12 protein-coding genes are annotated in these 12,332 nt (G+C 73.2%); 6 read left to right on the plus strand and 6 right to left on the minus strand.

Annotation, left to right across the window (positions count from 1 at the left end; all coding sequences use genetic code 11):
• Positions 1–44: 44 nt before the first annotated feature.
• The 3 genes from O7619_RS09660 to O7619_RS09670 all read right to left on the minus strand — a co-directional run bounded on the left by O7619_RS09660 (position 45) and on the right by O7619_RS09670 (position 2,876).
• Positions 45–677 (minus strand): PepSY domain-containing protein, encoded by a 633-nt coding sequence (locus O7619_RS09660; protein ID WP_282287097.1) that lies wholly within the window; start codon positions 675–677, stop codon positions 45–47.
• 232 nt (positions 678–909) lie between these two features.
• Complete coding sequence (locus O7619_RS09665) at positions 910–2,187, minus strand: HAMP domain-containing sensor histidine kinase (RefSeq protein WP_282287098.1); 1,278 nt, start codon at positions 2,185–2,187, stop codon at positions 910–912.
• The gene (locus O7619_RS09670; protein WP_282287099.1) at positions 2,184–2,876 is read right to left on the minus strand and encodes a response regulator transcription factor; all 693 of its coding nucleotides are present in this window, start codon (positions 2,874–2,876) and stop codon (positions 2,184–2,186) included. Before O7619_RS09670 ends, O7619_RS09665 begins: the two co-directional genes overlap by 4 nt.
• A 104-nt stretch (positions 2,877–2,980) precedes the next feature.
• On the opposite strand from O7619_RS09670, the gene O7619_RS09675 reads away from it, so the two are divergent.
• The 3 genes from O7619_RS09675 to O7619_RS09685 all read left to right on the plus strand — a co-directional run bounded on the left by O7619_RS09675 (position 2,981) and on the right by O7619_RS09685 (position 4,663).
• The gene (locus O7619_RS09675; protein ID WP_282287100.1) at positions 2,981–3,454 is read left to right on the plus strand and encodes a septum formation initiator; all 474 of its coding nucleotides are present in this window, start codon (positions 2,981–2,983) and stop codon (positions 3,452–3,454) included.
• 216 nt (positions 3,455–3,670) lie between these two features.
• On the plus strand, positions 3,671–4,024 hold the full coding sequence (locus O7619_RS09680) for a hypothetical protein (protein WP_282287102.1): 354 nt from the start codon (positions 3,671–3,673) through the stop codon (positions 4,022–4,024).
• Between the two features lie 246 nt (positions 4,025–4,270).
• Entirely contained in the window at positions 4,271–4,663 is a 393-nt protein-coding gene (locus O7619_RS09685) for a cupin domain-containing protein (RefSeq protein ID WP_282287104.1), read from the plus strand.
• A 71-nt stretch (positions 4,664–4,734) separates the two neighbouring features.
• Here the strand turns inward: O7619_RS09685 and O7619_RS09690 are convergent, their stop codons facing one another.
• A complete protein-coding gene (locus tag O7619_RS09690; RefSeq protein ID WP_282287106.1) occupies positions 4,735–5,898 on the minus strand; it encodes a threonine synthase in 1,164 nt (387 codons plus the stop codon).
• An 8-nt stretch (positions 5,899–5,906) separates the two neighbouring features.
• Entirely contained in the window at positions 5,907–6,941 is a 1,035-nt protein-coding gene (locus O7619_RS09695; protein WP_282287107.1) for a DNA polymerase ligase N-terminal domain-containing protein, read from the minus strand.
• Between the two features lie 70 nt (positions 6,942–7,011).
• Here O7619_RS09695 and O7619_RS09700 point away from each other — a divergent pair, with 70 nt between their 5' ends.
• A complete protein-coding gene (locus O7619_RS09700; protein WP_282287108.1) occupies positions 7,012–7,794 on the plus strand; it encodes an aldo/keto reductase in 783 nt (260 codons plus the stop codon).
• Positions 7,795–7,852: 58 nt separating this feature from the next.
• Here O7619_RS09700 and O7619_RS09705 read toward each other — a convergent pair whose 3' ends face one another.
• Entirely contained in the window at positions 7,853–8,983 is a 1,131-nt protein-coding gene (locus O7619_RS09705) for a cellulose binding domain-containing protein (RefSeq protein ID WP_282287110.1), read from the minus strand.
• A gap of 243 nt (positions 8,984–9,226) precedes the next feature.
• Here O7619_RS09705 and O7619_RS09710 point away from each other — a divergent pair, with 243 nt between their 5' ends.
• Positions 9,227–10,333, plus strand: a complete 1,107-nt coding sequence (locus tag O7619_RS09710; protein WP_282287111.1) for an FAD-dependent monooxygenase — start codon at positions 9,227–9,229, stop codon at positions 10,331–10,333.
• Between the two features lie 128 nt (positions 10,334–10,461).
• Positions 10,462–12,219 (plus strand): cytochrome c oxidase subunit I, encoded by a 1,758-nt coding sequence (gene ctaD, locus O7619_RS09715; RefSeq protein WP_282287112.1) that lies wholly within the window; start codon positions 10,462–10,464, stop codon positions 12,217–12,219.
• Positions 12,220–12,332 lie beyond the last annotated feature (113 nt).

Here is a 12,332-nt window from a genome sequence, read left to right on the forward strand (position 1 = left end):
CGGAGACCTCTCCGCACCCGGCCCCGCGGCCCCCGTTCGTCACGTCAGTCGTCGCCGCGAGCGCGGCCGTGGTCGTCGCCCCGGTCGTCCCTGCCCCGGTCGTCCGCCTCGGCTCGTTGCCGCTCGGCCTCCACGACCGTGCCGGTGCCCCGGTCGACCTTGATCTCGTGCCGCCATCCGTCCCGGACGACCTTGACGCTCCACGCCGGACGGCCGTGCTCGGTCTCCGCCTCGATCTCGGTGACCCGGCCGCCACCGGTCCGGGCCAGCGCCACCTCGGCGGCCCGCTGCCGGCTCACCCCGCCGCCGGCCGCCGGGACGGCGTCCGTGCCGTCGTCGTCCCGGCCCTGCCGGGCCGGGTTGTCCTCGCCGCTCGTGACGGCCGGAGCCGGGTCGTCGTCGGCCGTCCCGTGCCGGTCCGGATTGTCCTCGCCCCCGTTCGCCGACCGGTCCGGGTTGTCGTCGCCGGGCGTCGTCCCGGCCGGGTTGTCGTCGCCGGACGTCGCTCCGGCCGAGTCGTCGTCACCGGCCCGGGCCGGGTCGTCCGCCACCGTCACGGCGGCCGGCGCGGAACGCCCGCTCGACCGGTCCGCCGCGGTCACGCCGAGCGCCACGCCGGTCACCGCCAGCACGGCGACCCCACCGGCCGCCGCCAGCATCAGGGAAGTACGTCGCATGGTCGTCACCTTTCCTCGAATCCTGGCGTCGACGATGCGCGCCGGACGGTGAGGGTCGCGCTAGCCGAAGGACAAGGCGGGGTTAAGGGCTGCCGGCGGCGGACCGGAGGACACCACGCCTTCACGAGATCGATCATCACCCCCGGGCCTCGCCATTCCCGGAAGCGTGACGCGCTCCCTCGACCGCCCCCGCCCGCGTGATCCTGAAGTGGCGGCGCCAACGGCGGGGCGGTCAGTGTGGACGCACGACGTCCAGCCGGAGCACCACCCGGGCGCCGCCGCCCGGATTCGTCGACAGCTCCAGCCGGCCGCCCCCCGCGCGGGCGGCCCGCTCGGCGATGTCCAGACCGAGCCCGGTCGACCCGGCCCGGCTGGCCCCCCGCCGCACCGGGCCGGGCGGCAGCCCCGGGCCGCGGTCGGCCACGGTCAGCGCCGCCTCGTCGTCCTCCGCCGTGAGCCGCACCGCGAACGGGGTGCCGTCGGGCGTGTGGGCGAACACGTTGCCCAGCAGCGCGTCCACGGCGGCGGCCAGCTCGTCACCGCCCAACCGCACCGGCAGCGGACCGGGAGCGAGGTCGAGCGTCACGACCCGGCCGGTGTCCTCCGCGAGCACCGACCAGAACGTCACCCGCTCGCCGACCACGGCAGCCGCGTCGCAGGTGCCCCCGGCCGCCGCCGTGCTGCGCCACCGGGCCTGCCGGATCACGCCGGTCACGGCGCGTTCCAGGCCGTCGACCGCGGCGGTCAGGCGGGCGGCGTCGTCCCGGTCCCGCAACGACTCGGCCTCCAACCGCAACGCCGTCAACGGGGTACGCAAGCGGTGCGACAGGTCGGCCACCTGCTCGCGTTCCTCGCGCAGCAGCACCTGGATCCGCTCGGCGAGGTGGTTCAACGCGCCCGCGACCTCCCGCAGCTCGACCGGCCCGGCCGGTTCGACGCGGGCGTCGAGCTCGGCGTTCGCGAGCCGGTGGGAGACGGCGGACAGCGCCGAGATCGGCCGGACCAGGGTGCCGGCCAGCCGGTCGGCGACCACGAGGCCGACAAGCACGAGCAGCGCGCCGAGCAGCGCCAGGACCAGCCAGGCGCGGGTCACGCCGGCGGTCAGCTCGGCCGGGGGGACGACGGTACGGATGACGCCGGTCCCCTCCGGGCGGCCCTGCACCGCGACCACCACCTCCCGCCCGGCGTCGGACTCGACGGTCAGGCTCTGCCCCCAGGCGGCCAGCGCGACCGCCGGGGTGCGCGGCGCCCGCGCGCCGAGCACGGTCCCGTCGGCGAGGTAGACGCTCACCTCACGGCCGGTGTCGGTGGCGAGCTGGTCCACGGTCAGCCCGACGGTCTCCGGTGTGGCCGTGCCGACGACCGCGACCAGGCGCTGCACGTCGGCGGTGGCCCGGGCGGTCGCGCGGTCCGCGGCGACGGTGCGCACCAGCACCGCGAGCGGCACCAGGAACGCGATCATGACGAGCACCCCGACGGCCGCGACGAGGAGGGTCAGCCGGCCCCTCACCCGTCGTGCCCCGGCACGTCCAGCCGCACCCCGACGCCGCGCACCGTGTGCAGGTAGCGCGGCGCCTGGGCGCTCTCGCCGAGCTTGCGGCGCAGCCAGGACAGGTGCACGTCGACGGTCTTGTCGGCCCCGCCGTACGGGATCCGCCACACCTCGGTGAGCAGCTCCCGCTTGGTGACGACCTGCCCGGGCCGGCCGGCCAGATGATGCAGCAGGTCGAACTCGCGGGGGGTCAGCTCCACCGGCGCGCCGTCGAGTGTGACCTGGCGTGCGCGCCTGTCGATCCGCAGCCCGCCGACCACGAGCGCGGTCTCGGTCGCGCCGCCACTCGCGGCGCGTCGCAGCACCGCGCGGACCCGCGCGTCCAGTTGGGCGGCGGTGAAGGGCTTCACCAGGTAGTCGTCGGCACCCGCGTCGAGCAGGCGGACGATCTCGACCTCGTCGTCGCGGGCGGTCGCCACCACGACCGGCACCGCGCTGACCGCGCGCAGCATCCGCAGCAACTCGCCGCCGTCCAGGTCGGGCAGGCCGAGGTCGAGCACGACCAGGTCGGGCCGGTCGTCGAGCGCGTCGCGCAGTCCACCCAGGGCGGTCGACGCCGCCGCGACGGCGTGCCCGAACTCGCGTAGGGCGCGCAGCAGCGGAGTGCGGATGGTCAGGTCGTCCTCGATGAGCAGCAGGCGCGCCACGCAAGGCAGAGTAGCCCCCACCGGGGACGCCGCCGAGGCTCCTTAACCGGACCTTAGCGTTGCCCAGAGACCCGCCCAACCCGGTCGCGGGGCACACTCGGGGCATGGACCGCCGTACCCTCCTCGCCGTCACCGGCTGGCTGGCCACCACCGTCGCCGCCACGCTCGTCGGGTTGGCCGCCGTCGACCTGGTGGGTGCGGGCATCACCGGTACGGCGGGCGGGGTGCGCACCGAGCGGGACGTGGCGCGGGCGCTCGCCGTACCCGATCCGGGGGTGCCGAGCCCGACCGGCGCGAACCCGGCCGCGACGGCGACGACGCGCGGCCCGCGGTCGGCGACGCCGGCCGCGACGGGTGCCCGGCGCAGTTTCGTGACGCCCGGCGGCAGCGTGCTCGCCGAGTGCGTGCCCGCCGGGGTCCGCGTGGTGACCTGGTCCCCGGCGCCCGGATATCGGACGAAGGACGCCGAGGCGGGGCCGGACGAGCACGTCGAGGTGCGCTTCGTGGGCGGTGGGCAGGAGTACGAGCTTCGGCTGCGCTGCCGCGGCCAGGTGCCGACCCGTGACCCGGACGATTGACGTTTTCGCAGCTCACAGCCGCTGACTGTCCATGATCGGACAGCGCTGTCAGTGGTTGGTGGGCGGTGCGTCGGCATAGCTTCGGAGCAGGAGAGTGATCGGCGCTGATCGCCTGGCACACCACGAACGCCTTCCGCCGGCGTACCGGTAGTAGAGGGGACCACGATGTCCAGCCCCAGATCGAGGAGGGGAGCGACCGGCCAGCCCACTCCGAGCGTGCCGGAGGTCGCACGGGTCGACACCGAGATCAACTCGAACGGGGCGGCCGGACTGCCGGCGACCGCCCGCGTCCTGTTCGCCGTGGTCGACGCGAACGGCAGGCTGGTCCGCGGCCTCGGCGCCACGTCGGCCACCCGGCTCGCCGCCGGGATGTACCAGGTCGCCTTCGACCAGGACGTCGCCCGGGCGGCGTACGTCGGCACGGTGGGTCCGGCCAACGGCGGCGGGCTCGCCCAGCAGGGCGTGCTGACGGTGGCGCCCCGGGCCGGCATCGCCAACGCGGTCTTCGTCGAGACGCACGCGGCGAGCGGGCACGCGGACCGCCCGTTCCACCTGGCCGTGCTCGCCTGACCCGGCACACGAGCGCGCGGCGCCGCACGACCGTCCGGTCGTAACGTCGCCGCGCTCTGGCCGTCTCCCACCGTCGCAGCCGTACGGCGGTACGTCAGCGGGGACCTGGCTCGACCGGCCCAGCCCGCACCGGTCTTGTCGACGGCAGTTGCCCGTCCGGAGCGGATCCAAACCTGTCCGGCGTGGGGAATTCCGCCATCCGTCACTCCCGGCGTGGCGGGCACGCGAACGGGGTATGACCGGGACATGGAGCATTTCACGATCGCGACCGTCGCCGAGAAGAGCCCCGACTTCCGCCGCGTGCTCTGGACCGGGGAGCACACGCAGTTGGTCATCATGACCATCCCGCCGGGCGGCGAGATCGGCGAGGAGGTCCACGAGGGCATCGACCAGATCCTCACCTTCGTCAGCGGCACCGGCGAGGCGCGGGTGGCCGGGGAGAAGCAGGAGGTCGTCGCCGGCGACCTGGTGGTCGTGCCGTCCGGCACCAAGCACAACTTCGTCAACACCGGGCCGAACCCGCTGGTGCTCTACACCGTCTACGGGCCGCCGGAGCACGCCGACGGCGCGGTGCACCGGACGAAGGAGGAGGCGGACGCCGCCGAGGAGGCGGGCCGGGACGAGCCCCCGACGTCCTGACGCGCGCTCGCGCGCGCTGGTGTTAAGAAGGGGCCCCGCCTCTACCGGAAGCGTTAAGCAGGGGCCCCTCCTTATACCAGGTCGGGGTATTTGATGCCGGCGCCGGTGTTGAGCACGACGACGCGCTCGCCGGGCCGGATCCAGCCGCCGGCGCGCAGGTGCCGGGCGGCGGTCAGGCAGGCCGCACCCTCCGGGCAGAGCAGCAGCCCCTCCCGGGCGGCGAAGTCGCGCAGGTCGGTGAGGATCTCCGCGTCGTCCACCGCGATCGCGGTGCCGGCGCTGTCCCGGAGCGCGCTCAGGACCAGTTCGTCGCCGAGCGGGGCGGGCACGGTGATGCCGAACGCGACGGTCCGCGCGTCCGCCCACGGGGTGGCCCGCGCCTCGCCGGCCGCGAACGCGCGCACGATCGGCGCGCAGCCGGTGGACTGCACCGCCACCAGCCGGGGCGGCCGGTCGGAGACCCAGCCCAGCTCACGCAGCTCGTGCAGCGCCTTGTGGATGCCGATCAGCCCGACGCCGCCGCCGGTCGGATAGATGATGACGTCGGGCACCTGCCACCCGAGCTGTTCGACGATCTCGTACCCCATGGTCTTCTTGCCTTCGAGCCGGTACGGCTCGCGCAGCGTGCCGGCGTCGAAGATCCGCCCGTTCGACTCGGCGACCAGCCCGGCGATCTCCCGGCCGGCGTCGTTGATCAGGCCGTCGACCAGCCGCAGGTCCGCCCCGGCGGCGACGCACTCCTGCCGGCAGATGGTCGGCGCGGCCAACGGCATGGCGATGGTCGCGCCGATGCCGGCCCGGGCCGCGTACGTCGCCCAGGCCGCCCCGGCGTTGCCGTTCGTCGGCATGGCGATCCGCTCGACGCCCAGCTCCCGGGCCCGGCTCACGCCGACCGCCGCGCCCCGGGCCTTGAACGACCCGGTCGGGGTCAGCCCCTCGTCCTTGACGATCAGCTCGTCCACCCCGATCTCGTGGCCGTACGCCGGGGCGTGCCACAGCGGCGTCCAGCCCTCGCCGAGCGTGGTGACGAACCGGGGATCCGCCACCGGCAGCAGCTCCCGGTAGCGCCACAGGTCGGCCGGGCGGAGCCCGAACTGCTCCGGGGCCACCGTGGCGGCGACCGTGGCCAGGTCGTAGCGGGCCAGCAGCGGGGAGCCGCACCCGCACAGGTTCTGCAACGTGTCGGCGGGGTGTTCCAGGCCGCAGCGCGGGCACTCCAGGTGCGTCAGGTGCACGGTGGTCCTCAGCTCGCGTCGATGCTCAGCCAGTGCCGGCTGCGCCGGCCCGGCTCGTACGGGGAGTCGAGGCGCTTCGCCACCACTCCCGGGAGCTTCTGCTCACGGGCGGCCCGCAGGGCGTCCGCGCCGACTCCCGGGAACCACGGCGGAGTCTGCCAGTGCGGACCGGCGAGCGCCAGCGAGTCGAGCAGCTCGCGGCGCTGCGCGTACGGCACGTCCAGGGTGGTCAGGCCCTCCAGCCAGAGCAGGTCGACGGCGAGGAACTGGCCGTCCCGCCTGCTGGGCGGCTTGACCCGCCCGGCCGGGTCGATGCGCACCAGCACGCCGTCGAGCACCACCTCGGTGGGCGCCAACTCCTCGGCCATGGCCCGCAACCAGGGGTACGCGCCGGTGATCTCCGCGTCGTCGCCGTCGAGCAGCCGCAGTCGGCCACCGGAGACGTACGCCATCGCCCGCACGCCCGCCCAACGCGGCTCGTACCCCCAGGCGTCGGCGTCGTGCGGCAGCCGCCGGCCCTCGGCGGGTCGCATCGGGCGGACCAGCTCGGGCATCGGTGTCCAGCCCGCCGGCGCCGGGTCGGTGCGCCGGACCATCCAGTCCCGGCCCCGGCCGCCGGTGGCGAACAGGACGTACCGCCCTTTCGTGCGCCGCCCGTCCAGCACCACGACCACCTCGTCGTCGCGCCACTTCTCCGCGCGGTAGGTGCCGGTGTCATGGACCGTCATCCGCCCGCCGCCGTATTCCCCGGCGGGGATCTCGCCGTGGAACGTCAGGTATTCCATCGGGTGGTCCTCGGTGTGGACGGCGAGGTGGTTGCGGCCCGGGTCGCGGGGCAGGCCGCGCGGCACCGCCCAGGAGGCCAGCACGCCGTCGTGCTCCAGCCGCAGGTCCCAGTGCAGGCTGCGGGCGTGGTGCTGCTGGATGACGAAGCGGGGGGCGCGCCGCGTGGCCCGCTTCCGGGCCGGGGACCGCTCGGGCACCGGTTCCGGGGTACGCGCGGCGTCCCGCTTGCGCCGGTAGTCCGCCAGCCGGTCCGCCATTTCCGCATTCTCCGTCAGACCCGGCCCGCCCGCCGGAATGCCGGCGACGATCACGGGTAGAACGGTCGGCATGGACCTCGACCAACCCACCCTCCCGCTCCCGGGCGACGTCCGGATCCCGCTGCTCGGCTTCGGCACCTGGCGGGCCACCGGCGAGGACGGCTACCGGGCCGTGCTCGCCGCGTTGGACGCCGGCTACCGGCACCTCGACACCGCCACGATGTACGGCAACGAGAAGGAGGTCGGGCGCGCGGTCGCGGAGAGCGGGCTGCGCCGGGAGGACCTGTTCATCACCACCAAGCTGCCGCCGGACCGGGTGGGCCGGGAGCGGGAGACCATCGAGGCGAGCCTCGCCGCGCTGGGCGTCGAGTATGTCGACCTGTGGCTGGTGCACTGGCCGCCGTCGGCGCCGGGGGACAGCATCCCGCTGTGGCGGGAGATGCTCGCGGCCCGGGACGAGAACCTGGCCCGCGCCGTCGGGGTGAGCAACTACTCGATCGCGCAGCTCGACGAGCTGATCCAGGCCACCGAGGAGACGCCCGCGGTCAACCAGATCCGCTGGAGCCCGTCACAGTACGACCGGGGTACGCACGTCGCCCACCGGGACCGGGGGGTGGCGCTTGAGGGCTACAGCCCGCTCGCGACGAGCGACCTGTCCGACCCGGTGCTGGTCCGCATCGCCCAGGCGCACGACGTCTCGCCGGCCCAGGTGGTGCTGCGCTGGCACATCGACCACGAGATCGTGGTCATCCCGAAGTCGGTCACGCCGGAGCGGATCCGGGCCAACGCCGACGTGTTCGGGTTCTCGCTGACCGCCGAGGAGATGCGCGACATCGACGCCCTCGCCGGCTGAGCCGGCAGATGGTGCGGGGCGCGGTCCGCACGGACCGCGCCCCGCGTCGTTTCCGGTGTCAGCCCCGGGCGCAGGTGGTGCCGTTGAGGGTGAAGCTGCTCGGCGACGAGTAGCTGCCGTTCAGGTTCCCCTGGTAGCCGAAGCTGGTCGACGCGCCGGGGGACAGCGTGCCGTTGTAGCTGACGTTCCGTGCGGTCACCGCCGAGCCGTTCTGCGTCACGGTGGCGTTCCACGCGCTGGTGACCGTCTGCCCGGAGGGCAGGTTGTAGTTCAGGGTCCAGCCGTTGATGGTGCTGTTGCCGGTGTTCTTGACCGTCACGTCGGCGGTGAAGCCGCTGTTCCACGCGTTGGCCTTGTAGGTCACGGTGCAGGCGGCGTTGCCCGACGGCGGCGGCGTGGTCGGCCCGCCGGTGGGCGGCGGGTTGTTGCCGCCGAGGTTGACGCTCTGCGAGAACGAGGTGACCGCCAGCCCGACGCCGCCCTGCCACGGCTCGAAGCCGGCCTGGATGCTGGTCAGGTACCAGTCGTTGGTGATCGCGCCCCGGTTGCGGGTGTCGTTGATGAACGCCATCGCGTCGAAGCTGAAGCTGGAGACGGCGGACGGCGCCACGTACGAGATGACGTTGTTGGAGCCGTTGCTGCCCCGCCAGACCTCCCAGTTCCGGCCGGCGATGGTGGTGTTGCCGACGGGGGAGCCGATGGGCTGGATCGAGCCCTGCCGGTTGAGCCAGATCATGATCTCCATCTGGTTGACGCCGTCCTTCTTGGGCGACGGGTCGAGCCAGATGTCGTACGCGGCGTCGTAGGTCGCGCCGCCGACGTAGTTGAAGCTGATGCTGCTCGGTGCGCTGCTGATGTTCTTGACCTGGGCCGGCAGGTTCGTGCCGGGGGAGCAGTTGGTGTAGTGGCAGCCGAAGAAGATCGACGGGTAGGAGACCGGCGCGCCGTTGGTCGGCGCGGAGCCGTCCGCCCGGGTGATGGAGAAGCCGGACGAGGTGACGTTGATGCACTGCTGGGCGCTGGTGCCCCAGCGGTTGTTCTGGACCACGTACCGGCCGCCGACCGTGGTCGAGCCGTACTGCTCACAGATCTGGGTGTCGGCGGAGGCGCTGCCGCCGAGGGCGACGGCGACGACGGTGCCGGCGACCAGAAGACCGGCCGCGGCGAGGGCCCTGAGTGGACGCTTCATGATGCTCCTTGGGTCGGCGCGAGGGGCGCCGGTCGGTCGGGGGATAGGTGCGGGAGCGCTCCCATGGACCAGCATAGATTTACATGTTTGAAACTCCGCCGCAAATGAACCGGTTAAGATGAGAGGTTCACTAGGCACGAACGGCGTGCGAACCAGGGCCGACCGGCACTTCCGCCACCCGGTTGCGGCGAGTAGTGTCTTGCCTCCGTCGCGTTCCACACCCCTCCGGAGGCGTACCCCACGATGGGTGGTTCTCCCCTGCGCATCCTCGTCGTCGGCGCCGGCATCGCGGGCCTCGCCGTGGCCCGGGCGCTGCGCCTGGCGGGGTTCCGACCGGACGTCACCGAGCGGCTGCCACCCACCGAGCGCGTCGACACCGGTCTCTATCTCCCCGGCAACGCGGCCCGCGCGATGCGCCGGCTCGACCTGGACGGGCCGCTGCGACCGCTCGGGCAGGTGATCCACCGGCAGCGCTTCCTCGACGCCGACGGGGCGCCGCTGTGCGAGGTGGACCTGGACGCGCTCTGGGCCGGGGTGGGCGAGTGCCGGGCCCTGCCTCGCGCCGAACTGCACCGGGTGCTGCTCACCGGCGCCGGCGGAGCCGTCCGGCATGGCGCCGAGGTGAGCACCGTCGAACCGCTGCCCGGCGGCGTCGCGGTCGGCTTCACCGACGGCACGGGCGGGGAGTACGACCTGGTCGTCGGCGCGGACGGCCCGCGCTCCGCGGTGCGGGCCCTGGCCGCCCTCGGCGGTCCGCCCCGCCCCGCCGGGCAGGTGATCTACCGAGCCGTGGTGCGCGACGGCCCACCGGTCGCCGACTGGACCGCGCTGCTCGGCCAGCGGGCCGGCTTCCTGATGGTGCCGCTCGGCGCCGGGCGGCTCTACTGCTATGCCGACGAGGCCGGCACCACGGTGCCGGCCGACCCGCAGGCCCGGATGCACGAGCTGTTCGACGGCTACGGCGGGCCGGTGCCCGAGGTGCTCGCCGCGCTGGAGACGGTGCACGTGGACCGCACCGAGGAGGTCGAGTTGGGGCGCTGGTTCCACGGTCGGGTGCTGCTCGTCGGTGACGCCGCTCACGCCACCGCGCCGACCCTCTCGCAGGGGGCGGCGATGGCGTTGGAGGACGCCGTCGTGCTGGCCGAATCGCTCAAGGCGGCCGGCAGCGTCGAGGCCGCGCTGATCGCGTACGAGAGTCGCCGTCGGCCGCGTACCCGCTGGGTGCGGGACCGGACCCGGGACCGCAACCGCACCCGCGACGTGCCGCCGGCGCTGCGCGACCCGTTGCTGCGCGGACGCGGCGGGCGGATCTTCGGAGAGCACTACCGGCTCCTCACCGGCCCGCTGTAGGAGACCGAAGATCGTAGCTGCCCACCCCCGGCGGCGGGGCCACCTACCGGGGACTATCCTCCTTGCGGATGACGGCTGCGCCGATGACCAGCGCGCCGAGCGGGACAACCCAGAACCGGAGGCCACTCGTGACCACCGTCGCACCCAAGCCGGTCGTGACCCGGCCCTGGCCGGTCCGCGAGCCGGTCAAGGGGTCGGCCATCGCGCGGCTGCTGCGCACCACGGACGCGAAGCAGATCGGGATCATGTACATGGTCACCGCGTTCGCGTTCTTCATGATCGGTGGCCTGATGGCCCTGATCATGCGCGCCGAGTTGGCGCGGCCGGGGCTGCAGTTCCTGTCGCCCGAGCAGTACAACCAGCTCTTCACCATGCACGGCACGATCATGCTGCTGTTCTTCGCGACGCCCATCGTGTTCGCCTTCGCGAACTACGTGGTGCCGCTCCAGATCGGCGCGCCCGACGTGTCGTTCCCCCGGCTCAACGCCTTCGCCTACTGGCTCTACCTCTTCGGTGGCACGCTGGCCGTGGCCGGCTTCATCAGCCCCGGTGGCGCGGCCGACTTCGGGTGGACGGCCTACACGCCGCTGAGCACCGCCGAGCACTCGCCGGGCGTCGGCGCGAACATGTGGGTGGTCGGCCTGGCCATCTCCGGTCTGGGCACCATCCTCGGCGCGGTCAACCTGATCACCACGATCCTGACCCTGCGCGCCCCCGGCATGACCATGTTCCGGATGCCGATCTTCACCTGGAACATGCTCGTCACCAGCCTGCTGGCGATCCTGGTCTTCCCGCTGCTGGCCGCCGCGCTGTTCGCGCTCGCCGCGGACCGGATCATCGGCGCGCACGTGTACGACCCGGCCACCGGCGGGCCGATGCTGTGGCAGCACCTGTTCTGGTTCTTCGGGCACCCCGAGGTCTACATCGTGGCGTTGCCGTTCTTCGGCATCATCACCGAGATCATCCCGGTCTTCTCCCGCAAGCCGATCTTCGGCTACAAGGGCCTGGTCGCCGCCACCGTCGCCATCGCCGCCCTGTCGATGAGCGTGTGGGCGCACCACATGTTCGCCACCGGCCAGGTGCTGCTGCCGTTCTTCAGCTTCCTGAGCTACCTGATCGCCGTGCCCACCGGCATGAAGTTCTTCAACTGGATCGGCACCATGTGGCGGGGCCAGATCACCTTCGAGACGCCGATGCTGTTCGCCATCGGCTTCCTGGTGACCTTCCTCTTCGGCGGCCTGACCGGGGTGCTGCTGGCCAGCCCGCCGATCGACTTCCACCTGCACGACTCCTACTTCGTGGTGGCGCACTTCCACTACGTGCTCTTCGGCACCATCGTGTTCGCCGTCTTCGCCGGCATCTACTTCTGGTTCCCGAAGATGACCGGCCGGATGCTCGACGAGCGGCTCGGCAAGATCCACTTCTGGCTGACCATGATCGGGTTCCACACCACGTTCCTGGTGCAGCACTGGCTCGGCGCCGAGGGCATGCCCCGCCGGTACGCCGACTATCAGGCCACCGACGGCTTCACCACGCTGAACATGGTCTCCACCATCGGCGCGTTCATCACCGGCATCTCGACCCTGCCGTTCATCTGGAACTGCTGGAAGTCGTACAAGACCGGCCCGGTGGTCGAGGTCGACGACCCCTGGGGCCACGGCAACTCGCTCGAGTGGGCCACGAGCTGCCCGCCGCCGCTGCGCAACTTCGACCGGATGCCGCGGATCCGCTCCGAGCGGCCGGCCTTCGACCTGAAGTTCCCCGAGCTGGCCGCCGGGCAGAGCGTCGCCGGCCCGCCCGAGGGTGGTGCCAAGCCACTGAGCAGCGCGGTCAACGGTGGCGCCAGCTACCAGGAGGACACCGCGGGCAACCTCGACCAGCGCTGACCCCGCTCCGCGCCGACCGACGCGACGGGCGCCGCAACCCCTGCCGGGGTCGCGGCGCCCGTCGCGTTCCCCCACCCCGCCCAGCCGAGGGCCGGGTGGCGCGTCGAGCGCCG

The organism is Micromonospora sp. WMMD998, from assembly GCF_029581235.1.
Classification (GTDB): domain Bacteria; phylum Actinomycetota; class Actinomycetes; order Mycobacteriales; family Micromonosporaceae; genus Micromonospora.

What these genes read in the sequence shown, in the direction of transcription:
- O7619_RS09660 (WP_282287097.1), bottom strand. Translation starts at nt 677, where the DNA reads ATGCGACGTACTTCCCTGATGCTGGCGGCGGCCGGTGGGGTCGCCGTG.
- O7619_RS09675 (WP_282287100.1), top strand. Translation starts at nt 2,981, where the DNA reads ATGGACCGCCGTACCCTCCTCGCCGTCACCGGCTGGCTGGCCACCACC.
- O7619_RS09685 (WP_282287104.1), top strand. Translation starts at nt 4,271, where the DNA reads ATGGAGCATTTCACGATCGCGACCGTCGCCGAGAAGAGCCCCGACTTC.
- O7619_RS09695 (WP_282287107.1), bottom strand. Translation starts at nt 6,941, where the DNA reads ATGGCGGACCGGCTGGCGGACTACCGGCGCAAGCGGGACGCCGCGCGT.
- O7619_RS09700 (WP_282287108.1), top strand. Translation starts at nt 7,012, where the DNA reads ATGGACCTCGACCAACCCACCCTCCCGCTCCCGGGCGACGTCCGGATC.
- O7619_RS09705 (WP_282287110.1), bottom strand. Translation starts at nt 8,983, where the DNA reads ATGAAGCGTCCACTCAGGGCCCTCGCCGCGGCCGGTCTTCTGGTCGCC.
- O7619_RS09710 (WP_282287111.1), top strand. Translation starts at nt 9,227, where the DNA reads ATGGGTGGTTCTCCCCTGCGCATCCTCGTCGTCGGCGCCGGCATCGCG.